This window comes from Nonomuraea muscovyensis, from assembly GCF_014207745.1.
In the GTDB taxonomy this organism is placed as follows: domain Bacteria; phylum Actinomycetota; class Actinomycetes; order Streptosporangiales; family Streptosporangiaceae; genus Nonomuraea; species Nonomuraea muscovyensis.
In genome coordinates this window covers 1,361,779-1,381,850 of the sequence record NZ_JACHJB010000002.1, presented here as the reverse complement: position 1 = coordinate 1,381,850, position 20,072 = coordinate 1,361,779, and the positions used below count along the sequence as shown (strand labels likewise).

Genomic DNA, 20,072 nt, shown 5'->3' with positions numbered 1-20,072 from the left:
TCAAGGAAGAGGACAGTCCCCGTGCGCCACTTGGTCGAACTCCGCTCACGCAAAGCCGCCCGCATCCTGGACAGCGCGCGCGAGCTGGTGCTCGACCACGGCGCAGGCAAGGTCACCGTGTCCGAGATCAGCCGATCGGCCGGTGTCGGCAAGGGCACCGTCTACCTCTACTGGCCCAGCAAGGAACACCTCATCCGCGGCCTGTTCGCCCGCGACCTGCTGACCCTGCTGAACGAGGGCATCAGCCGGATCACCGCCGATCCGGCCACCGTCCAGCCGCACCGCCTGGCGCCGCTCATCGTCCGCACCGGCCTCAAACTGCCACTGGGACGCCGCCTGCGCAGCGGAGACCCGGAACTGCAGCGGCTGCTCATGCAGGACCCCGATGACCGCGAGCTGTACGCCCGCACCCGGCCCGCCGCCATGTGCAACGCGGTCATGCCGATCCTGCGCCGTCACGGCCTGATCCGCCACGACCGTCCGCTGCCCGCCCAGGCCTACACCCTGCACGCCCTGCTCGACGGGTTCGCCACCGCCGCCGACCGGCCGGAGCTGGCCCCGCCCGGCGTCGACGATCCGGACGCGGTCCTCGCCGACACCGTGGCAGTCCTGCTCGAACCTTCCGACGCGCCCAGCGAGGCGGCCATCACCGCCGCCGCCGAGGAGACCGTTGCGATCTTCCATGAGATCCGGGGCGCGGTTCTGAAGCTCATCCACCACAGCCAGACTGTCGATCAATGACAGCGGCGGGCGGGTGCGCGACTCGGGCACGTTGTCCGTGTCGAGGTCGCCGGTCAGTTCGGTGGAGCCGTGCATGACCGGCGACCTGGCCGATGACGACGGCATGGGAGCCTGCCTCGTGCGGGGCATGGAGGAAGGGGAACGGATCGAAGCCGAGTGCCCCGTTCCTTCACCCCTGCGTCGCCTGACGACCGTGCCTCCTCGGGCATGGGCGTGCTGCCATCGTTCGTGACGCTCCTACTGCGGCCCCTTGCCGTCCTGCTAGGGTCATCGCAGTCGCTCGGACCCGCCTTGGCCTGGGCACCCGACGTTTTCCTCCGCCCGGTGTCGGGGGCGGCGGCGAGGGCGCGTGTCCCGTCCCACCGCAGTCCTGGACGTCCCCCGGCGGGCCATGGGCCGCACCTTTCCGCATCACTCAGGCGCCGGCGGCCTCAGGTGGCTCGCCCCGCCGGGCGGCGATGAAGGACACCCTCATGCCCCGCGCCGCTACCGGCTACCGTCCTCTGCTGCGCGCCCCCGGCGCTGCCGCCTTCTTCCTCACCGCCGCTGTCGGCCGCGTCGGCATCGCCATGACCGGCCTCGGCCTCGTCTGGTTGCTGCACGCCCGCACCGGCTCCTACGGCACCGCCGGCCTGGCCACCGCCGGATTCGCCCTCGCCGAGGCCCTGATCGGCCCGCATCTGGCCCGTTTGGTCGACCGGTTCGGCCAGACCCGCGTCCTGCCGTTCTCCCTCCTCGCCCATGGCGCCGCCATCGCCGGCGTCCTTGCATCCACCACCCCCACCGGCGCGATCACCGCCGCTACCTGCGCCGGCGCGGTCGTCCCCCAGCTCGGGGCCCTGTCCGCGGCCCGCTGGGCCCACCTGCTGCGCGGCGAACGGGCCGGCGAACTGCCCACCGCCTTTTCCCTGGAGTCGCTGGCCAATGCCACCGCCTTCCTCCTCGGGCCGGTTCTGGTCACCTCGCTCGGCGCGGTCGGCGACGCGGCCCTGGCCAGCACCATTGCCGCGGCTCTGATCCTCGGTGGGGGAGGGGCGCTGGCCGCCCAGGGCCGCACCGCGCCCCCGCCTGGCCGCGAGCACTCCGGACGTGCCCGCACCGCACGGACCCTGCTGCAGCCGACCTTCCTCCTCCTCGCCCTGCTCAATCTGGCCATCGGGCTGTACTTCGGAACCATGGGGGTCTCTGTGAGTTCCTTCGCCGTCGGCCAGGGGGTTCCCGGCGCGGCCGCGCCGATCATCGCCGCCTCCAGCCTCAGCGGGCTGCTCTCCGGCTGGCTCTACGGGCTGCGAAGGCACCCCGCCCCACCGCGCCGCCAACTCGTCATCGCCACCGCCTGCCTGACGGGCGCGGCGCTGCTGCTTCCCCTCGCACCGTCCGCCATCTGGCTCGGCGCTGCTGTGGTGGTCACGGAGGCGGCGGTACCGCCCACGCTCGTCCTGCTGAACGTGCTCACGGAGAAGGCCGTCCACCCAGGCGTCCTCACCCAGGCCTTCACCTGGAACAACTCCGCCAGTGCGGCCGGTTCGGCGCTGGCCGCGTCTCTCGCCGGGCGCGCCGCCGACGCGTGGGGCGCCTCCGCTGCCCTCGCGCAGGCTCCTGCGGCCGGGCTCGTCCTCCTCGTCCTCTCGCTCGTCCTTTCACGTGGGGCTCGGCGTCCACCTTTTGCCTCGCGCGAACCGGCGTCGTCGCCCTGACCGGTGACAGGCCCTCGGCGGGTGGTGCGCGCACAGGCCTGCGGGTCCGTGCGCGCACCACCGGCCGGGCTGCTCACTCACCGAGGGAGTCAGCACAGCCTTCACCGTCGCAGCCGCGTTCACCACCTGCACCATCCTCCTGGCCCTGACCTTGCAGAACCCCGTCTACTTCGCCCCTGGTGCGTCGATCCTTGACGGCACCCCCCGGGAGGGTGCGACGGGCGCCGTCTCGCCGTCGCCGGAGTCGCCGGACGCGCCGGAGGCGGCGAGGTCGAGGAGCGTCATCGCGTCGTGGTCCGGGCTGCCGGGCGGCGCCATGTAGACGACGAGGCGCTGGCCTTGTGCGCGGTTCAGGGACAGCCCCTCGTGCGAGAGCGTCATCGTGCCGACCTCCGGGTGCCGGAGCGTCTTCTTGCCGTCGCCGATCGTGCGCACCTCGTACCGCTCCCAGAGCCGGTTGAAGTCGGGGCTCTTGACGATCAGCTCACCGACGAGTGAGGCGAGATCCGGGGCGTCCGGATCGGTGCCGGCGATCGCCCGCAACTGGGCGACGCACCCCTTGGCCTTCTGTTCCCAGTCCGTCCACAGCTCGCGGGCAGCCGGGTGCAGGAAGGTGTACCGGACGGTGTTCCGCTGCGGCTCCGGCCAGTCGGCGATGCCGTGGAGCAGCCGCAGCCCGCCGGGATTGGCCGCCAGCAGGTCGTAGGTGCGGCTCACGACGTACGCCGGATTGGGCCGGAGCGTCTCCAGAAGCTGCCTGACGGTCGGACGGACCCGCCGCGATGGCAGGGGACGGGGCGCGGGCGCGCGCCGCGCCGCCCGCGCCGCCAGCTCGCGCAGGAAGCCGCGCTCCTCCTCGGTGAGGCGGAGCGCGTCGGCCAGCGCCTCGACCACGGAGGGGCTCGGACGGGTCTCCTTGCCGCGTTCCAGACGTACGTAGTAGTCGATGCTCACGCCGGCCAGCGCCGCCAGCTCCTCCCGGCGCAGACCCGGTGTCCGGCGCGTGCCGGTTCCGGCGGGCAGTCCGACGTCTGCCGGGCGTATGCCGCCACGGCGAGCCAGCAGAAACTTCCCGAACTCGGTCATGTCGTCATTTTGCCAGCGTGTGGTCACGGGTCCGGCCCGGAGCCTGGCCCTGTCACACCCCCCTATGGCGCACCCCGGAAGATCACGGCCTGCCCCGCCCTCGCGTGTCTCACCAGCCTGGACGGATGACCACTCCCGCGCCGGCCCGCGCGTCACAGCAGGTTCCGCAACGCACGGCCGCACCGAAGCTCATCCTGGCGACCACGTTCATGGGCATCTTTCTGCTCAACCTCGACGCCATGGCGATGAACGTGGCGCTGCCCGGGATCGGGCGGGCCCTCGGCGGCAGCACGGCGGGACTGCAATGGATCGTGAACGCCTACACGCTGATGTTCGCCGCGCTCCTGCTTTCCGCGGGCACGCTCTCCGACCGCATCGGGGCGAGCCGCGCGTTCGGCGCCGGCGTGGCGCTCTTCACGGTCGCCTCGGCGGCCTGCGCACTGGCGCCGGGGCTGGGCGAGCTGATCGCCGCCCGCCTGATCCAGGGGAGCGCCGCGGCCGTCATGCTGCCCTCCTCGCTGGCCCTCGTCCGGCAGGCCTTCCCGGACGCGGCCGAACGGGCACGGGCCATCGCGCTGTGGACCGTCGGCGGAGCCGTCGCGATCGCTGCCGGCCCGGTGGCCGGCGGGGTGCTGTCCAGCACGCTGAGCTGGCGGGCGATCTTCGTCGTCAACCTGCCCGTCGGCATCGCCACCCTCGCGGTGCTGACTCGCGCGGAGCGCTCGCCGCGCCGTGCCACGCCGCTCGATCCGTACGGCCAGCTCACGGCGATCGTCGCGCTCGCGGCGCTCACCTTCGGGGTGATCGACGGAGGGGAGAACGGCTTCGGCGAGCCCGCGGTGCTGGGCTGCCTGGGGCTCGCCGCGGTGGCGACGGCCGCGTTCATCATGATCGAGGCACGTACCGCCGCGCCGATGGTCCCGCTCGACCTCTTCCGTTCGCGCTCGGTGACGGTCTCGGTCGTGATCGGCTTCGTCATCAATGCCGCGTTCTACGGGCTGGTGTTCGTGCTGAGCCTGTTCTTGCAGGACGTTCTGAACCTGTCCGCCATGGCCGCGGGACTGATGTTCCTCCCGATGATGGCCGTGATCGCCGGAGCCAACCTGGCCTCGGCCAGGGCTGCGGCACGCTTCGGGCCGCGGATGCCGATCGCCGTGGGACAAGCGGTCTTCGGGCTGGCGATGTTCGGCCTGCTCTGGATGGACCAGGGGACCAGCAGGCCGGTGATCGCGGCGATGCTCATCCCGGCCGGCCTCGGCATGGGTCTCGCCGTACCTTCCCTGACCGCCGTCCTGCTGAACGACATCGACGCGGATCGGGCCGGAATGGCCGCCGGGATCCTCAACTCCGTCCGGCAGACGGGCGGCGCGCTCGCCGTGGCCGTCTTCGGAGCCCTGGTCGCCTACCAGGGGGAGTTCATCGTGGGTCTGCGGGTCGCCACGTGCGTCGCGGCGGTGATGCTGGTGGCCACCACGGCCGCGGCCCTCATGCTGCCGCGCGGCCGTGGCTGACAAGCCGCACCCTGTGCCGCAGCCGCTAAGGTCGCCGCCATGAGCACTCCTGACGCTCCTCGCCTCCCGTGGCTCGACCTCCTCGGGCGGGTGAGTAAGGTCGCCTCGTCCGGCGCGAGCGAAGACCGGATCGCGCGACTCGAAGAACGTCTCGGCACCCGCCTGCCGCCGAGCTACCGGGCGTTTCTCCACCTCGCCGACGGGTGGGGCGAGGGCACGTTGCGGGCGTCAGACGAGGTCGGATGGTTGCGCGACCTCGACCCGCACGTGGCCGCCACGGGATCGGAGGACGACGGGTACGCAATCCCCAGCGCGTCCGACGAGGACTACTTCGTCTACGGCGACGAGCAGGACACGGTCTTCTACCGGCCCGAGTATCTGCCGGGCACGCTACTGATCGGTGAGTTCGACGACGGCGTCTATCTTCTCAACCCGCACGTCACGACCCCGGAGGAAGAGTGGGAGGCGTGGTATCTCGCGCCCTGGTTGCCGGGCGCCCAGCGCTTTCGCTCCTTCTGGGATCTCATGAATGACGAATTCGAGAGGTTCGCGGACCACTACGCGTAGGTTCCCGCGGCGTGCCGGACAGGCGCCTCGGCTGGATGGGCGGCCGGATCGACGCCCCGGCCGCCCATCCAGAGGACTAGAAGTCGTCGGCGGTGCGGACGCGGTCGCGGATCCAGATTCCGGCTTCCTTGAGCGGTCCGGTGCCGGTCCACGGCCCGCCCGCGTTGCAGGTGCCGGGCTTGAAGACGGCGCCGGAGCGGTTGTCGTCGGAGAAGTTCCAGTTGACCCAGCTGATCTTCTTCTGGGCCATCAGGTTCAGGTACTGCTGGGACATGGCGAAGTCGTTGGCGCCCTCACCCGCCGAGTTCTGGGTGCCGAACTCGGTGACGAACATGGGGATCCGGTCGGCTGCCCGGGAGAGGGTGTCCAGGTAGTCGCCGCCGTGCGAGGCGGCGTAGAAGTGGAAGGTGTACATGATGTTCGAGGCGTTGACCTGGTTGTCGACGACCTCGCTCTCGCCGCTGCCCTCCGAGACGCCGAGCGACGACCAGGCGCGGGTGCCGACCAGGACGATGCCGTCGGGGTCCTGGGCGCGGATGACCGGGATGATCTGGTGTGCGTAGCCGCGGATGGTGGACCAGCTCACCCCGCTCGGCTCGTTGGCGATCTCGTAGATGATGTTGGGCTTGTTCCCATGACGCTGGGCGATCTCGGTGAAGAAGGTCTTGGCACGCGAGGTGTTGTAGGTGGGGTCACCGGGGTCGAGCATGTGCCAGTCGACGATCACGTACATGCCGCGGGCGGTGGCCTTCTCGATCGAGAATGCCGGGCGCGGACATCTGGCTTCAGCCAAGGGGGTAAGCCCGGCGCGGGAGTGCCCGCCAGGGCGTGAGCGTGCGTTGACGGGAACGGCCTGCGGTAGCGCGCCCGGCGCCGGTATGGGGGGTCGTGGTCGAACATGTGAGTGATATCCAAGCTCGCGGGGGAGGCCGAGGCAGGATCTACTCACCGCCGGGAGGGCGGAGTTCGCGCGGCCCGGACCGGGGGTGCGGGCTGGGGCGTGGAAACCCGTGCGAGCGGGGCCGGAAGGTGAATCGCCAAGCGACAGCGTCGCGACCATGCGCGTGGCCGCACGGTTGGGACGGCTGGAATCCCCCGGAATCATCCGTGGGGAGCGCTTCAAGAGCGTGTGCATGCGGTCGGTGAACAGCCGCGGGTTGGTCTCGTAGCCGCCCTCCTGGACGTACATGGACAGGCGGACGATGTCTTGGCCTGCCAGTCGTCGGCCAGAGCGCTGAGCGAGGCGTCGGTGACGCACTGCATATACCACTGCAGGCCGGGGGTGTGGTGGCGGTGACCGCGTTGCTCGCGCCCGAGCGGTTGCCGGCGGCGTCCTTGGCGCGGACGGTGTAGGTGTAGCCGGTGTTCGCGGTCCCGCCGGTGTCGGTGTAGGAGGTCCCGGTCACGGTGGTGACCAGGGTGGGACCCCGGTAGACCTCGTAGCCGGTGACGCCGACGTCGTCGGTGGCCGCGTTCCAGGCCAGGCTGACACTGCTGCAGGTGACCCCGGTGGAGCTGAGGCTGCCGGGGACGCTGGGCGCGGTGGTGTGACCTCCGCAGATCTCCTTCCACGGCGCATCGTCCTCCCATTCAGTAGGAAACTTTCCTAATAGCGCCAGGACCCTAGAGGATCGGCGCGCGCCCGGCAATGTCTTCTCGGGGTAGATAATTTTTCGATAGGAATCTTTACTAACTAATCTGCGCGGGGCAGCATGGCCGGCATACCCCCCGAGATCCGTGGAGCATCCCATGATCCGAACCGGCGCATTGGCCTGCGTCGCCGTACTCCTCGCCGTTGCGACGCCCACCTCCGCGCAGGCCGCCCCCGTCTGGACGCTGCGCTGGGCGCCGAACCCGGCCACGACCGGGATGGGCGCCTGGGAGTCCGTCGAGGACGACCGCGCGGACTCCCATCCCTCGGCCGGCGCGCACATCAAGGTCTCCGGTGACGCCTACCGCTTCGACATGCACACGGTGGACCGCGACACCTCCACCGACCGCCAGCGCCACGAGGTGACCGGCAACCGTACCTCGTCCTCCTCCTCCCTGCGGTGGCTGGAGGGAGAGACCTGGCGCGTGACCTACTCGATGTACATCCCCAGCTCCCTGCGGGCCACGACGAGCTTCACCCACATCTTCCAGACCAAGAAGCCGGGCGCGGGCGGCGCGCCGATCACCGTCACCTCGCTGCGGCGCGTCAATGGTGTGCAGACCATCGAGCACAAGATCTTCGAGCCCGGCATCCTGGTGGGCAGGACCGACCTGGAGCCGCTCCAGAACAAGTGGATCGACATCGACTACGAGATCAAGATCGGTGACGGCACGGCAGGGGCCGTCCGCTGGGTGGTCAGGAGCGGCGGTACCACCATCGTGGACGCCACCAGGACCGGCGTCGACACCTTCATCTCCGACCGGGTGCGGCCCAAGTGGGGCATCTACCGCTCGCTGGGCGACACCTCCGGATCCCTCCGGGACACCTACCTGCTGCTGCGCAACCTGAAGTCCTACCAGCTCACCAGCGGCAGCCCGACCCCGACCCCGACACCCACCCCGACCGCGGGAGCGGTCTCGCGCGGCAGGCCCGCCACCGCCTCCTCCACCGAAGGCTCCGGCTTCGAGGCGGCCGGGGCCGTCGACGGCGACCCCACCACCAGGTGGGCCTCCGCCGAAGGCTCCGACCCTCAGTGGCTCCGCGTCGACCTCGGCCGGAGCTACCCCATCTCCCGCGTCAGGCTGGACTGGGAGGCCGCCTACGCCTCCGGATACCGCATCCAGGTCTCCGACGACGGCTTCACCTGGCGGGACCTCTACACCACCGCCTCCGGCGACGGCGGGATCGACGACCTGACGAACCTGTCCGGCTCCGGACGCCACGTCAGGGTGTACGGCACGGCTCGCGGCACCCCGTGGGGCTACTCGCTTCACGAGTTCGAGGTCTACAGCGGCTAGGGCGGTGGTCCTTCGCCCACCGGTGCACCGACTCCCACGCGGACCGGCACCTCAGGGCCCACGCAGACCGCGCCGAGGGGGCGCGCCACGGCTCAGGTGACGGCAGGTGTCACGCTGCCTGCCGACCGGCAGGGGCAGCCTCGGGAAGGGTGACGTACTTGCCGAGGAAGTGCCGGGCCGAGGCGCTGTCCAGGCGGTAGTCGTAGTTGATCCCCTTGCAGGCGTCGTCGGCTCCGCTGATCGACACGGCCACGAGGAGGTGCGAGTCGGGCCCGCCCAGGAAGTTCGGGCCGCCCGAGTCGCCGGTGCAGGTGCTGCCGTCCCCCTTGGACGTCATGAACAGATCCAGCCATTGGCGGGACAGGTCCTTGAACGAGATGGACGCCCGGTGGCGGGTGTCGGTGAAGTGGAACCGCTCGCCGCGCGCCTTCCTGGTGGGGGCGAGGGAGCCGTACCCGACGGGCGTGAAACGTGCGGACGCCAGCTTCCCCTCGGCCTTGAGACGATCGAGCATGCCGGAGGCGGGCAACCGGGCGGGCCGGATGCCCGGGACGGGCTTGTCGAAGACGACCACGGCCATGTCGTGCGGAGCCGACTTCATCCTGAACCGCGGGTCGGGTATGTACCGGCCCGTGTAGAGCTTGCTGCCGGGTTCGTACTGGCTGGCGAAGGTGACCTGGGCCGTCTTCTGGCCGGGCTCCCCGCAGTGAGCGGCCGTGAGGAAGACCGTCGGCGAGATGAGCGTGCCGGTGCAGTAGGTCCAGGTGTTGTCGGGATGCGGCTTCTCGGCGACGAGAGCCCCCACTTCCGGGTGGGCGTCACCGTCGGCCAAACCGTTGGTAATGGCGGCGGCGGGCGTGGCAGTCAATGAGAGCGAGGTAGCCACAACCAGGACAAAAGGGGCATAACGCATCCATGAAATGTAGCCGCTCGTACCCTGCATGTGGCATGAGGAGCAAAAGATCTACCTCCCGTCACGCTGGGCTGTGCATGCGGCCACCAGGACGACGGTGCGGATCCCGTCCGCGACGACCACGGCTCACGCCGGCCGAGCAGGCCCGGCGGTAGTCCCGAGGCGTCCCGGGAAGGAGCCGGGCCGGGCACCCGGACACGACGAGGCCGGTCCCGGCCCCGAGGGCCTGGAGGCGTCGCCTCAGGAAAGCCGGATCCCCTTGACGATCTTGCCGAGTTCGGGGACGAGCGGCTGGCCGGCCATCACGGTGATCACGACTTCCTTCCGCTCGACCCACCCGAGGTACCGCCCGTGCCCGAGCGCGCCGTCGCCCGTGCGGACGAGAACCTGGCGCCCACCGATCTTCGCGGCCCGCTCGTCACCGGTGAACTCGCCGAACTGGAGTGGCGCCCTTCTCAGCTGCGCGAGCTCGTGGGCGTCACTCCAGCAGACGACGCGCACCCACAGGCTCCTGCGCTTGCGATCGATGTCGTCACGGTTGTCGGACCACTGGTAGCCGTACTCGCGGATGCCGTCGTGCGCACCGACCCTGACCTGCCCGTAGGTGAAGCCCTTGGGGATGTGGTTGACGCGGAGGCCCTTGATGGCGGTGACGCCTCTCGGTGGGCTGTCCGCCTTGTTCGCCTTGGACCGCTTCGTGATCACTGCCGCGTGAGAGCATGTCATGCATGATCTGGACTGCTCCCGAGGTGACGCGTCCCGAGGGGGCGCTGCTCGCACCCGAGGCCGAGCTGCTGCGCGGCCTGCTCGACTGGCACCGCTCGACCCTGCTGCACAAGTGCGCCGGACTCACCGGCGAGCAGCTCGCCACCGCGCCCGTCCCCGGGTCCAACCTGTCGCTGCTCGGGCTGATCCGGCACCTGTCGAAGGTGGAGCGCATCTGGTTCCGGCGGTCCTTCCTCGGCGAGGACGTCCCCATCCTGTACTCCACGCCCGAACGGCCCGACGCCGACTTCGACGACCTCGACCCGGCCCAGGCCGAGACCGACTACGCGCGGCTGCTGGAGGAGCAGGAACTGGCCCGTAAGGCGACGGCCGGGGTCCCGCTCGACACCACGTTCGCGAACACCAAGCTGGGCACGGTGTCGCTACGGCTCGTGTTCAACCACATGATCGGCGAGTACGCCCGGCACAACGGCCACGCCGACATGATCCGGCAGGGCGTGGACGGCGTCACCGGCGCCTGAGCAGGCGGGCTCTCCCGAAGCACGGCTGCCGGGGGAACGCGCACCGCTCACCCGGTCGACGCGCGGCGTTCCGGCGGCTCACAGTCCGGCGGCCCAGCGCTCGACGGCCTCGGCGATCGCCGCCGGCTGGTCCTCCGGGGTGTGGTGGCCGGCGACGCCGTCGTGCCGTTCGATCTCCAGGGCGGCCATGTTCCGCGCGCACCAGTCGACCACCTCCGGGGTCATCATCGTCCCCGGGCCCGGCCGAAAGGTGATCAGCAGCTTGGGCACCTCAGAAGTGGCCAGCCACCGGTCGTACGCCTCGACCCGGGCCACCACGTCGGCGGGCTCGCCGCCGAGCGGCATCGAACGCGCCCACCGCAGCAGCGGCAGGCGGCTCTCCCTGGTCGGGTACGGCCGGGTGTAGACCGCCAGTTCCTCCTCGGCCATCGGGGTGGCGACGGTGCCGGGTAGACCCAGGAGGAAGGCGCTGTCGTCGAGGATCATGGCTTCCCCGACGTCCGGGGTCTTGATCGCCTGGAACAGCTCGCGCCCGCCGTCGGGGAACTCCTGCCAGGACATGGGTTTGACGATGGTCTCGGTGAAGGCGATGCCGCGTACCCGCTCCGGATGCCGCGCCGCCCGGTCGAAGGCCAGCGCGCCGCCCCAGTCGTGGCCGACGAGGATCACGTCGTGCAGGTCCAGCGCGTCGAACCAGGCGTCCAGGTAGCGGGCGTGGTCGGCGAAGGTGTAGTCGATGACGGGCTTGCCCGACTGTCCCATGCCGATCAGGTCGGGCGCCAGGCGGCGGCCGGAGCCGATGGCGGGCAGGATGTGCCGCCACAGGTGGGAGGAGGTCGGATTGCCGTGCAGGAAGACCATCGGCGATCCGGTGCCGAGGTCGCGGTAGTACATCGTGGAGTCGAGAACCGGCTGAAGGGGCATCGTGGGGCTCCGTTTCAGAGGTTGAGGGAGGTGATCCGGTCGATCGCGATCTCGATGACGACGCGGCCGGGCGGTGCGGGTGGCGGCGTGCCGTACCGCGCGGTGTAGCGGCGGACGGCCTCTGCGACGCGGCGGGGGTCGTCTGAGAGGGCGACGGAGCCTTCGAGCGTGGCCCAGCGGAAGCCGTCCACCTGGCAGAGCGCGGCGCGCCCGCCCGGGCGGGCGGTGAGGTTGCGGGCCTTGCGGGAGGTGGCGACGGTCAGCACGCGGGCCAGGGCCGCTTGCTCGTCCCAGGTGAAGCGGACGGCCGTGACGTGGGGGGAGCCGTCGGGCCGCAGCGTGGTCAGGGTGGCCACGCGCGGCTCGCGCAGGAAGGCGGCGATCACCGGAGGGCGGCCAGGTTGTGCCGGGCCCACGCGGCGAGCGCGGCACCGGTGACGACGAACATGGCGATCTCCCCTGTAATTAGTTAGCTGACTTACTGAGAAGAAACCGTAGCACAGCCTCTCGCGGGGAGTCGGACCGTGACGGTGAGGCCGCCGTCGGGGCGGGGGTGGGCGGGCGGCCTGAGATCTCAGGTCAGCAGCTCACGGGCCAGGACATCGCCCCACCATCGCTCGACGCGATCGGGTGACCAGCCGCGCTCGGTGGTGAGCGTGGCGTAGGCGTCGATGTTGCAGATGGCCGCGTAGACGTCGACGGCGGTCTCCACGTCCAGGCCGGCGCGCAGGACCTCCTTCGGCCACGACGAGAACACCTGGACGCGAGTCTCGTCGGCACGACGGCGGCCGTCGCGGTACACCGTGGCCAGGTCCGGCTCGGTGCGGCCCGCCTCGCGCAGGAGCACGATGATGTCGCCCGCGCGCTCGTACAGCCGGCGGTCGAAGCCGGCCATCGCGCTGAGCTGCCGCGCCGGATCCGCCCCGGGGTCTTCCAGCTCGGCCAGCAGTTGCGGCGCGTCGCCGCTCAGGTCGGCCGAGTCGGCCAGAGCCCGGGCCAGCCCGACCTTGTTCCCGTACGTCGAGTAGACCGTCGGCACGGACACGCCGGCTTCACGGGCCACGTCGCGCACTGTCGTCTGCGCCCATCCTCGGGCGAGGAACAGCGTGCGCGCGGCGCGGGCGATCTCGGCCCGGGTCTCCAGTGCCTGGGTGGTGCGGCGCAGCGAATCGTAGCGACGCTGCCCTTGTTCCTCGCTCATGATCCCCTACGGGTTTACGCTACTTATAATGAATATATGATGCGTCAAACTACGGACTCTCCAACGTAAAGTTAGTGGAGGCAGGCACGTGAAGCTTGTGATCTTCGGGGCCAACGGCCCGACAGGGCGGCTCGCGACCACCCAGGCGCTCGCCGAGGGCCACCCGGTCACCGCGGTCACCCGGCATCCGGAGGCGTTCCCGATCAGCCATCCCGCGCTGGACGTCGTGAAGGCGGACGCCCTGGATCCCGTGGCGGTGGATCGGGCGGTGGACGGGCGCGACGCGGTGATCTCGACGCTCGGCGTCCCCTACGGCTCCGAGGCACCCACCACCATGTCCGAGTCCGCCAGGAACATCGTCGAGGCCATGGCCGTGCATGGCATCCGGCGCCTGGTGTGCGTCACCTCGACCGGCGTGCCGATGAGACCCCCGCCCGGCGAGACCCTCGTCTATCGCAAGGTGGTCGTGCCGTTGCTCCTCAGGATGGGCCGTCCGCTGTACGAGGACGCCGGCCGCATGGAAGAGATCGTGGCCGGCACCGACCTCGACTGGACCGTCATCCGCCCCTCAGGGCTGTTCGACGCCCATGCGGTCACCGACTACACCGTCGGCCCACCGCAGATGATCGGCCGGTTCACCTCCCGTCGTGACCTGGCCGATGCGCTCATCCGTGAGGCCGTCGAGGATCGCAACGTCCGTTCCATCGTCGAGGTCATCACCACCGAGGGCACGCCGAGCCTCTACCGCGTGTTCGTGAAGGAAGCGCTCCGCATCGGCAGCGGGTGAGCTTCGAACGCCGCTGACGGGAGGCACCGCCGTCACTCAGGATGCGCCCGCCGGGGTCGGCGGCGCGGCGCGAGTAGTCCGTCCAGGGTGAGGTTCATGGTGGGCTTCCGCCGAGAGCGGAGGGCGGGGGCACGAGCCGGAAGAGGACGGCGAGGCCCGCCGCGAATGTGCGGGCCGGGCCGGTCAGCCCGGAGCCTTGCGGCTGAGGTGCTCCCAGGCGCGATACTCGGCGGTCCGGGCCTCGTCCATCTGCTGGACCATGTCGTAGGAGGCACTCCCGACGATCAGCCGCACCGGCGGCTCCGGCAGGTCGACCAGCTCCATGATGACCGGCGCGGCGGTGCTCGGGTCCGGGCCGGCGTCGTCGCCCCACATCTCCGCGAGGCGGGCGCGCAACTCCTCGTACTCGGGCCGGGGCTCGGTCGTCGTGGTGCCCTTCGTGAACAGCCCGGTGTTGTACCCGCCGGGCCCGACGATCGTCACCTTGACCCCGAACGGCGCCACCTCCATCGCCAGTGCCTCGCTGACCGAGTCGAGTGCCGCCTTGCCCGCCGAGTAGTAGCCCACCGACGCGAACCCGCCGCCCGCCCCCATCGAGGTGATCTGGAGGATGCGCCCCGACCCCTGCGCCCGCAGGTGGGGCACGACGGCCTGAGCCACCCACACGGCGCCGAAGAAGTTGACGTCGAAGTGGGCGCGGATCTGCTCCTCGGTGGCCTCCTCGACCATGCCGAACAGCATCCCGCCGGCGTTGTTGACCACGATGTCGAGCCGGCCGAAGGCCGCCACCGCCCGGTCCACGCCGTCCCGGACGGCCGCGCGGTCGGAGACGTCCAGCGGCAGCCGGACGAGGGCGTCCGGGTAGGCGGCGGCCAGGTCGGTGAGCGGCTCGACGTCGCGGGCGGCGGCCACGACCCGATCTCCGGCGGCCAGCGCGGCTTCGGCGAACGCCCTGCCGAGCCCCCTGGACGCGCCGGTGATGAACCAAACTCTGGCGGTCGTCATGAAACGCGCCTCCTTCGTCAAGATACTGAGACGAGACGATCCGTCTCGTCGAATGCGCCATCAGTCTGCTCGTCCGGCATGCCCATGTCAAGACGGAACGTATCGTCTCGTTGACCTGCTATGCTCCGTGCCATGCCTCCCGCCAGGAAACCCGACCCCGGCCGCCGCAGCGAGCGCTCGCGCCAGGCCGTCCTCGCCGCCGCCCGCGAGCTCGTCGCGGAGGTGGGGTACACCAAGGTGACGATCGAGGCCATCGCCGCCCGAGCCGGCGTCGGCAAGCAGACCATCTACCGGTGGTGGCCGTCCAAGGGGGCCGTGGTCTTCGACTCCTTCCTCGCGCTCAGCCAGGAGGCGGACGACGACGCGATGGCGTTGCCCGACACGGGCGACCTGGAGGCCGATCTCAAGACCGTCATGCGGGCGACCGTCGCGGAGTTCGCCGACCCGGCCTTCGAGGCGCCGATCCGCGCGCTCAACACCGAGATCATCACCGACCCGGGCCTGGCCGCCCAGTATCGCGAGAAGCTCGCCGCCCCGGTCGACGCGGTGAAGAAGGAGCGGCTGCGCAGCGCCCAGCGGGCGGGCCAGCTCGCCGCCGACGCCGACCTCGACCTCGTGCTGGAAGTGCTCTACGCCCCCCTGTACCAGCGGTGGCTGCACCGCTCGGGGCCGCTCACGCCGGAGTACGCGGACGCGCTCGTGGAGGTCACGCTCAGGGCGTTCGCTCCATGACGCCGACTCGCAGGGCGAGTGCGCGCCCGGCGGGAAGCTCGCTGACGAAGCTCCGCAGGAACTCGTTGACCTGGGTGAAGTCCCCGCCGCCCGCCAGGTCGTCGATCCACCGGTAGAGCTCCGCCTCGACGTCGGCCACCCGGCGCGCCAGGCGGGCGCCCTCCTCGGTGAGCGACAGCTCGACGTGCCGGCGGTCGTGCGCGGAGACGCTGCGGTGCACCAGCCCCGCCGCCACGAGCCGGTCCACGAGCCGGCTGGGGCTGTTGCCGCTCTCGCAGACGAGCAGCTCGCCGAGCCCGTTGAGGGTCAGCCGGCGGCGCTCGTCGAGCACGCGGATCACCTCGGCCTGCGACGGGGTGATGCCGAGCGGCTTGAGCGCCTGGCCGAGGAGCCGGTTGCCCTCGCGCTGGGCGGCCAGGACGAGATAGCGGAACTCCTCAGCCGGACGCATGGGCGCCATTATCCACGCTCCACCGCCGTCCTGACGTCAGGGCGGAGGCGGCTCCAGGATCGTGGGCGGCCAGGACGGCCAGCCCGGGATGGCGCGTGCGCAGCTCGTTGATCAGCCGCGTGGTGTCGGCCAGCTCCCCCTTGTCACCCACGCCCGGTACGTGCCCCGCCTCCAGCAGCCGGGTGTCGTACGTGACGTCGCCGACCATCAGCAGCGGCGCCCGCCCGGGGCCGCGCACCAGCATGGACAGTGAGCCGGGGGTGTGTCCGGGGGTGGGCAGCAGCACGAGGCTCCCGTCGCCGAACAGGTCGTGACCCGACGCGAACGGCGCGATCGAGGGGTCTGCCAGCGGCTCGTGGTCGACGCGCCGCCAGCGCAGGCCGGGCACGTCGATGTGCGAGCGGAGCAGGCCGCGCAGCTCGGGGAGGGGTTCGGCGAGGCTGTCCCATTCGCGCCCGCTGACCACGATCTCGGCGTGGGCGAGCTCGCGCAGCCCGCCGATGTGGTCCTGGTGCAGGTGGGAGAGGACAGCGATGCGCACGTCACGGATGTCGTGGCCGATGGCGGCCAGCCGCGCGGTGAGCGTCTGCTCCGGGGCGATCTCGAAGCGGGCCAGCCGGTCGTACATCACTCCGGTGATCCCGCCGGGGAAGTATCCGGGGTCGGTGACCGAGGCCCGGTCCTGGCCGGTGTCGAACAGCACCAGCCCCTCGCGGTGCTCGACCACGTACACGTTGATCGGCAGCGGCGCGGTCCACCGGCGTGAGGTGAACAGCCACCAGTAGAGGGGCTTGCGCGTCGCCGCGACATGCTCGGGGTGGATGGACACCGACCCGGTGCTGACCATGGACACCCGCTGGATGGGGCCGGCTGTGAGGTTCGCGTTCGTCATGGCGCTTATATTACACGACATAGATGTCGTGTCATACACATGTTCCGAGAGAGGGCCGCGGTGTCCGCGGCCCTCGGGGGAGCGGGTCAGGAACGGCCGCTCGTGGTCTTGCGCCAGTGGAACCCGCCCGGCAGGTTGACCGACAGGGTGCGGCGGCCGTCGGCGTTGCGGGTGACCCTGAAGAGGCGATTGCCCCAGCTGTGGCCGACGCCGCCCCGGGAGAGGTTCAGCCGGAACGGCCCCAACTTGATCGACTTCCGGTAGCTCCAGCCCATCGTTTCTTCCTCCATGAGTGCGGAACGACGATCAGCTACCCGGAAAAACCGAGATATATCGGGTTTAGTAATGGCGGTATCGTCTGCGGCCGAACGACTTGCCGACATGGAAGCCGCCCGGCAGGCGCAGGGACAGATGGCGCCGGCCGTCGGGCGTGGTCGTCACGTGCAGCCTGCGGCCGCCGAAGCTGTGGCTCACCCCGTGTCGCGACAGGTTGATCCGGAACGGCCCCACTTTGATCGACTTGCTGTAGTGCCAGCCCATGTGCCCTCCTCTGGCATCGCACGGTTCGCCTGGCACAACGAGCGGGCCGCCGGCACGGTTCCGCGCGGTGCCCGGCCCGTCACGCCACGATCGCGGCCAGGAGGGCGATCATCAGGACGTGACACACGACCGCCGCCAGGAACCGGCTGCCGCCGTGCGCGGCCGTGACGGTCCTCCGCACCGGTGTCAGTCCTCGGCCGGCAGGCCCGCGTGCCGTTCGAGGCGCTCGATGCGCTCGGCGAGCGGCCGCAACTCGGTGCGCAGGGCCGCCACCAGGGCCGCGGGCGCGGCGGGCGGCTGGGCGGCCCCGGCAGTCCCGCCCGTGTCCCCGCCGGTGTCTCCATCGCCGGCGTTCGCCCCGTTCTGGGTCTGGGCACGCAGGTGGACGTAGCCGGCCAGGGCCGCCACCACGGCCCGGCGGACCGGCCGCGGCTTGGCCCCGAGCGGGCGCAGCACCCGCCCGGCGATGCCGTCGGGCTCGGTGGCCAGCCCCAGCAGCAGGTGCTCGCAGCCGATGTAGTTGTGGCCGAGTGAGGTGGCCTCGGTGACGGCGAACTCCAGTGCGGCGGCCGCCGCGGAGCTGAGCCGCAGCCCGTCGTCGCCCGCCGGGTCGTCGCCCTCGGCGGCGGGCTGCCCGGCGAGGAGCCGCTCGACCGCCCGGGGCTCGATCTCGATCGCGCGCAGCACGTGCAGCGCCAGGTTGGTGCCCTCCGCCAGCATGCCGCCGAGCAGGTGACCGGTGCCGACGGCGGGCGAGCCGTCCGCGCGGGCGCGCTCCACGGCCAGCTTGAGCACGGCCCGGGTGCGGGCCGTCATGTACGCCAGGGAACCGGTGGCCTGGTCGAGGTCGAGGTCGGTCAGCGCGGTCTGCCGGATGGCGGTGATCCGGCGCACCGCCTGCTCCAGGGCCCGCTGGCAGACGGCGGAGACGGGCACTGGAAGCCGCACTCCCCGTGGAGGACGTCGGCCGCGCCCTCCACGAGGAGCTCGCCCTGATCACGGCCCAGCCTTCCGGGGGCTGACCCGCCGTGGGGTCAGGCAGTGCCCGCCCGAGGGGTGAGGAGGCCGGCGCGGTCCTGGATGGCCGCCGTGGCGGCGGCCAGTTCGGGCTCGTCGGCGATCGTGGTGTTGTCCTCGTAGACGACGCCGCCGGGCGGGGCGTCGGCGCCGAGCGGGTCGGCGTCCCAGAAGTTGCCCCGGTAGACGACGTTCTCCAGCGGTGGCCACACGTTGAGGATGGCCGTGCTGTCGGCGCGGACCACCACGTTCTCCTCGATCGTCACCCAGGACGCGCCGTAGTCGGCGTAGAGGGCGAAGTTGTACGGCGTGATCGTGTCCTTGATGACGTTGCCCCGGACCACGGCGCCGTCGTCGGGCGAGCCGCCCTGCGGTCCCGCGAGGTAGACGCCTCCGCCGTCCGCCAGCGCCCGCATCGTGCCGGCGGCGAGGTTGTGCAGGATGCGGGTGCCGTGGCCGGGCCCGGCGACGATGCCGCAGTGGGGCACGTCGGCGACGTGGTTGTGCGCCACCGTGCACCGGTCCGTGCCGGTCAGCGCGATGCCGGGGGAGCCCGGGTAGTCGAGGCCGGTGTGCCGCACCAGGTTGTCCTCGATCAGGACGGAGCGGCCCCCGGTGACGACGACGCCGCCGGCCGCCAGGGTATCGAAGTCACACCCGCGCACCGTGACGTCCGCGCCGCCGGACACGCCGAGCCCGGTGGCGCCCAGCCGGGTGAAGCGGCACCCCTCGACCCGTACGTCTGACACCTCCTCGAACGTCACGCACGCGGGAATCGTCACCATCTCGTCCGGCACGGTCACCGACGCCCCCTCGCCGAACGCGACCGTGTTGACCGGCCCGCCGACGTAGAAGCCGCTCCCGTGGTAGTGCAGGAACCCGTCGGGGCCGCTCGGCCGCAGCCAGGTGGCGTCGGCGAACGTGAGCCCCCGGAAGGTGACGTCGTGGGCCCCGCTGACGCGCACCAGCGTCTCCAGGACGGGCGCCACCACGCGGGTGCGGTCCGGATGCTCGCCCGGCCGCGGCAGGTAGCGCAGGACGTGGCGGCCGGGGCGCGAGCGGTCGAGGACGAACGTGCCCGGCTCGGTGAGGAACGCGGCGTCGTTCTCCACGCGGGTCGGCAGGCCGGGGCCCCGTGAGGTCTGGCCCTCCCAGGTGGAGTTGTAGAGGTCGAGGGCGCGGCCGAACGCGGGCCGCACCATGGTGATCGCCGTCCGGCCGTCGCCGGCACGGGAGACCGAGGCGACGCCGCACCGGGCCTCGGTCCACGGGTAGACGCCCCGGTGCACGAACTCGACGTCGGCCGGGCTCCGCCAGTCCAGCGGCGCCGTGCTGTCGGTCGTGTAGCCGGTCCCGGTCATGGTGATCTCGCCGGGCAGGCCGTCGATCCCGGCCCGTTCGGCCCGGCGGCCGTCCACGTGGAGCTGGCGGGTGTCGAGGTCGCCGACGTCGGCCGACCACACGCCGTCCCGTTCCCGCCAGCCGGAGATCGTCCGGCCGCCGCTGATCACGACCTCCTCCCGCTCGGCCGTGCCGTACCCGTAGGACTCGTAGACGACGCGGTGGCCGTCACGGCCGGAGTCGGCCTCGGTCAGCTCCAGGGGCGCGGCCAGCAGGTGCGTGCCCGCCCGTAACCGGACGACGATCTCGCCGGTGAGGTCGCGGGCGGCGCGGCGGGCGCGGTCGAGGGTGGCGAACGGCCGCTCCCGCGTGCCGGACGCGGAGTCGTCCCCGTCGGGGGCGACGAACAACTCGGGCATGGGGGTCCTGTCTCTCTGTGTGTTTATGGTGTACACAAGGTATATATCATAA

The 20,072-nt window shown here is 71.2% G+C and carries 22 protein-coding genes and 1 pseudogene; 8 read left to right on the top strand and 15 right to left on the bottom strand.

Annotated elements, in window-relative coordinates; all coding sequences use genetic code 11:
• The first annotated feature begins 21 nt into the window (after nt 1–21).
• Entirely contained in the window at nt 22–741 is a 720-nt protein-coding gene (locus FHU36_RS23175; protein ID WP_185086006.1) for a TetR/AcrR family transcriptional regulator, read from the top strand.
• 473 nt (nt 742–1,214) lie between these two features.
• A complete protein-coding gene (locus FHU36_RS23170; protein WP_185086005.1) occupies nt 1,215–2,438 on the top strand; it encodes an MFS transporter in 1,224 nt (407 codons plus the stop codon).
• Nucleotides 2,439–2,603: 165 nt separating this feature from the next.
• On the opposite strand, the gene FHU36_RS23165 is transcribed toward FHU36_RS23170, so the two are convergent.
• Complete coding sequence (locus tag FHU36_RS23165) at nt 2,604–3,524, bottom strand: helix-turn-helix transcriptional regulator (RefSeq protein ID WP_185086004.1); 921 nt, start codon at nt 3,522–3,524, stop codon at nt 2,604–2,606.
• A gap of 125 nt (nt 3,525–3,649) precedes the next feature.
• Between FHU36_RS23165 and FHU36_RS23160 the strand changes: the two genes are divergently transcribed.
• Together FHU36_RS23160 and FHU36_RS23155 are read left to right on the top strand one after the other, a co-directional pair.
• The gene (locus tag FHU36_RS23160; protein ID WP_185086003.1) at nt 3,650–5,035 is read left to right on the top strand and encodes an MFS transporter; all 1,386 of its coding nucleotides are present in this window, start codon (nt 3,650–3,652) and stop codon (nt 5,033–5,035) included.
• A 39-nt stretch (nt 5,036–5,074) separates the two neighbouring features.
• Nucleotides 5,075–5,602: an SMI1/KNR4 family protein gene (locus tag FHU36_RS23155; RefSeq protein WP_185086002.1), complete on the top strand. Its 528-nt coding sequence runs from the start codon at nt 5,075–5,077 to the stop codon at nt 5,600–5,602.
• A 76-nt stretch (nt 5,603–5,678) separates the two neighbouring features.
• Here the strand turns inward: FHU36_RS23155 and FHU36_RS44745 are convergent.
• Nucleotides 5,679–6,359, bottom strand: a pseudogene (locus tag FHU36_RS44745) (glycoside hydrolase family 5 protein); the annotation flags it as partial.
• Nucleotides 6,360–6,543: 184 nt separating this feature from the next.
• Nucleotides 6,544–7,086, bottom strand: a complete 543-nt coding sequence (locus FHU36_RS46895) for a hypothetical protein (RefSeq protein WP_376774174.1) — start codon at nt 7,084–7,086, stop codon at nt 6,544–6,546.
• Nucleotides 7,087–7,351: 265 nt separating this feature from the next.
• Here FHU36_RS46895 and FHU36_RS43685 point away from each other — a divergent pair, with 265 nt between their 5' ends.
• The gene (locus FHU36_RS43685; RefSeq protein WP_246502542.1) at nt 7,352–8,551 is read left to right on the top strand and encodes a discoidin domain-containing protein; all 1,200 of its coding nucleotides are present in this window, start codon (nt 7,352–7,354) and stop codon (nt 8,549–8,551) included.
• 109 nt (nt 8,552–8,660) lie between these two features.
• On the opposite strand, the gene FHU36_RS23140 is transcribed toward FHU36_RS43685, so the two are convergent.
• Nucleotides 8,661–9,419, bottom strand: a complete 759-nt coding sequence (locus FHU36_RS23140; protein WP_185086001.1) for a trypsin-like serine protease — start codon at nt 9,417–9,419, stop codon at nt 8,661–8,663.
• A 285-nt stretch (nt 9,420–9,704) separates the two neighbouring features.
• Nucleotides 9,705–10,169, bottom strand: a complete 465-nt coding sequence (locus FHU36_RS23135; RefSeq protein ID WP_185086000.1) for a hypothetical protein — start codon at nt 10,167–10,169, stop codon at nt 9,705–9,707.
• Between the two features lie 23 nt (nt 10,170–10,192).
• On the opposite strand from FHU36_RS23135, the gene FHU36_RS23130 reads away from it, so the two are divergent.
• The gene (locus FHU36_RS23130) at nt 10,193–10,711 is read left to right on the top strand and encodes a DinB family protein (RefSeq protein ID WP_185085999.1); all 519 of its coding nucleotides are present in this window, start codon (nt 10,193–10,195) and stop codon (nt 10,709–10,711) included.
• A gap of 78 nt (nt 10,712–10,789) precedes the next feature.
• On the opposite strand, the gene FHU36_RS23125 is transcribed toward FHU36_RS23130, so the two are convergent.
• The 3 genes from FHU36_RS23125 to FHU36_RS23115 all read right to left on the bottom strand — a co-directional run bounded on the left by FHU36_RS23125 (nt 10,790) and on the right by FHU36_RS23115 (nt 12,836).
• Nucleotides 10,790–11,635 (bottom strand): haloalkane dehalogenase, encoded by an 846-nt coding sequence (locus FHU36_RS23125; RefSeq protein WP_185085998.1) that lies wholly within the window; start codon nt 11,633–11,635, stop codon nt 10,790–10,792.
• A 14-nt stretch (nt 11,636–11,649) separates the two neighbouring features.
• A complete protein-coding gene (locus tag FHU36_RS23120; RefSeq protein ID WP_312891753.1) occupies nt 11,650–12,021 on the bottom strand; it encodes a pyridoxamine 5'-phosphate oxidase family protein in 372 nt (123 codons plus the stop codon).
• A gap of 188 nt (nt 12,022–12,209) precedes the next feature.
• A complete protein-coding gene (locus tag FHU36_RS23115) occupies nt 12,210–12,836 on the bottom strand; it encodes a TetR/AcrR family transcriptional regulator (RefSeq protein WP_185085996.1) in 627 nt (208 codons plus the stop codon).
• Between the two features lie 88 nt (nt 12,837–12,924).
• On the opposite strand from FHU36_RS23115, the gene FHU36_RS23110 reads away from it, so the two are divergent.
• The gene (locus FHU36_RS23110; RefSeq protein WP_185085995.1) at nt 12,925–13,623 is read left to right on the top strand and encodes an NAD(P)-dependent oxidoreductase; all 699 of its coding nucleotides are present in this window, start codon (nt 12,925–12,927) and stop codon (nt 13,621–13,623) included.
• A 183-nt stretch (nt 13,624–13,806) separates the two neighbouring features.
• On the opposite strand, the gene FHU36_RS23105 is transcribed toward FHU36_RS23110, so the two are convergent.
• Nucleotides 13,807–14,628, bottom strand: a complete 822-nt coding sequence (locus FHU36_RS23105) for an SDR family NAD(P)-dependent oxidoreductase (protein WP_185085994.1) — start codon at nt 14,626–14,628, stop codon at nt 13,807–13,809.
• Between the two features lie 132 nt (nt 14,629–14,760).
• On the opposite strand from FHU36_RS23105, the gene FHU36_RS23100 reads away from it, so the two are divergent.
• Nucleotides 14,761–15,360, top strand: a complete 600-nt coding sequence (locus FHU36_RS23100) for a TetR/AcrR family transcriptional regulator (protein WP_185085993.1) — start codon at nt 14,761–14,763, stop codon at nt 15,358–15,360.
• Here the strand turns inward: FHU36_RS23100 and FHU36_RS23095 are convergent.
• The 6 genes from FHU36_RS23095 to FHU36_RS23070 form a co-directional block, all read right to left on the bottom strand.
• Nucleotides 15,341–15,811 (bottom strand): MarR family winged helix-turn-helix transcriptional regulator, encoded by a 471-nt coding sequence (locus FHU36_RS23095; RefSeq protein ID WP_185085992.1) that lies wholly within the window; start codon nt 15,809–15,811, stop codon nt 15,341–15,343. The genes FHU36_RS23100 and FHU36_RS23095 overlap by 20 nt on opposite strands.
• Entirely contained in the window at nt 15,798–16,703 is a 906-nt protein-coding gene (locus FHU36_RS23090; protein ID WP_185085991.1) for an N-acyl homoserine lactonase family protein, read from the bottom strand. Before FHU36_RS23090 ends, FHU36_RS23095 begins: the two co-directional genes overlap by 14 nt.
• A gap of 86 nt (nt 16,704–16,789) precedes the next feature.
• On the bottom strand, nt 16,790–16,978 hold the full coding sequence (locus FHU36_RS23085; protein WP_185085990.1) for a DUF4236 domain-containing protein: 189 nt from the start codon (nt 16,976–16,978) through the stop codon (nt 16,790–16,792).
• Between the two features lie 64 nt (nt 16,979–17,042).
• The gene (locus FHU36_RS23080; protein WP_185085989.1) at nt 17,043–17,243 is read right to left on the bottom strand and encodes a DUF4236 domain-containing protein; all 201 of its coding nucleotides are present in this window, start codon (nt 17,241–17,243) and stop codon (nt 17,043–17,045) included.
• A 186-nt stretch (nt 17,244–17,429) separates the two neighbouring features.
• Nucleotides 17,430–18,179, bottom strand: a complete 750-nt coding sequence (locus tag FHU36_RS45810; RefSeq protein WP_312891752.1) for a Clp protease N-terminal domain-containing protein — start codon at nt 18,177–18,179, stop codon at nt 17,430–17,432.
• A 98-nt stretch (nt 18,180–18,277) separates the two neighbouring features.
• Nucleotides 18,278–20,020 carry a right-handed parallel beta-helix repeat-containing protein gene (locus FHU36_RS23070; protein ID WP_185085987.1) on the bottom strand — a complete coding sequence of 581 codons (1,743 nt, stop codon included), beginning with the start codon at nt 20,018–20,020 and terminating at the stop codon, nt 18,278–18,280.
• Nucleotides 20,021–20,072: the final 52 nt, after the last annotated feature.

What these genes read in the sequence shown, in the direction of transcription:
- FHU36_RS23170 (WP_185086005.1), top strand. Translation starts at nt 1,215, where the DNA reads ATGCCCCGCGCCGCTACCGGCTACCGTCCTCTGCTGCGCGCCCCCGGC.
- FHU36_RS23165 (WP_185086004.1), bottom strand. Translation starts at nt 3,524, where the DNA reads ATGACCGAGTTCGGGAAGTTTCTGCTGGCTCGCCGTGGCGGCATACGC.
- FHU36_RS23160 (WP_185086003.1), top strand. Translation starts at nt 3,650, where the DNA reads ATGACCACTCCCGCGCCGGCCCGCGCGTCACAGCAGGTTCCGCAACGC.
- FHU36_RS23125 (WP_185085998.1), bottom strand. Translation starts at nt 11,635, where the DNA reads ATGCCCCTTCAGCCGGTTCTCGACTCCACGATGTACTACCGCGACCTC.
- FHU36_RS23070 (WP_185085987.1), bottom strand. Translation starts at nt 20,020, where the DNA reads ATGCCCGAGTTGTTCGTCGCCCCCGACGGGGACGACTCCGCGTCCGGC.
- FHU36_RS23130 (WP_185085999.1), top strand. Translation starts at nt 10,193, where the DNA reads ATGATCTGGACTGCTCCCGAGGTGACGCGTCCCGAGGGGGCGCTGCTC.
- FHU36_RS23100 (WP_185085993.1), top strand. Translation starts at nt 14,761, where the DNA reads ATGCCTCCCGCCAGGAAACCCGACCCCGGCCGCCGCAGCGAGCGCTCG.
- FHU36_RS23085 (WP_185085990.1), bottom strand. Translation starts at nt 16,978, where the DNA reads ATGGGCTGGAGCTACCGGAAGTCGATCAAGTTGGGGCCGTTCCGGCTG.
- FHU36_RS23090 (WP_185085991.1), bottom strand. Translation starts at nt 16,703, where the DNA reads ATGACGAACGCGAACCTCACAGCCGGCCCCATCCAGCGGGTGTCCATG.
- FHU36_RS23105 (WP_185085994.1), bottom strand. Translation starts at nt 14,628, where the DNA reads ATGACGACCGCCAGAGTTTGGTTCATCACCGGCGCGTCCAGGGGGCTC.
- FHU36_RS23155 (WP_185086002.1), top strand. Translation starts at nt 5,075, where the DNA reads ATGAGCACTCCTGACGCTCCTCGCCTCCCGTGGCTCGACCTCCTCGGG.
- FHU36_RS23080 (WP_185085989.1), bottom strand. Translation starts at nt 17,243, where the DNA reads ATGGGCTGGCACTACAGCAAGTCGATCAAAGTGGGGCCGTTCCGGATC.
- FHU36_RS23095 (WP_185085992.1), bottom strand. Translation starts at nt 15,811, where the DNA reads ATGCGTCCGGCTGAGGAGTTCCGCTATCTCGTCCTGGCCGCCCAGCGC.
- FHU36_RS23115 (WP_185085996.1), bottom strand. Translation starts at nt 12,836, where the DNA reads ATGAGCGAGGAACAAGGGCAGCGTCGCTACGATTCGCTGCGCCGCACC.
- FHU36_RS43685 (WP_246502542.1), top strand. Translation starts at nt 7,352, where the DNA reads ATGATCCGAACCGGCGCATTGGCCTGCGTCGCCGTACTCCTCGCCGTT.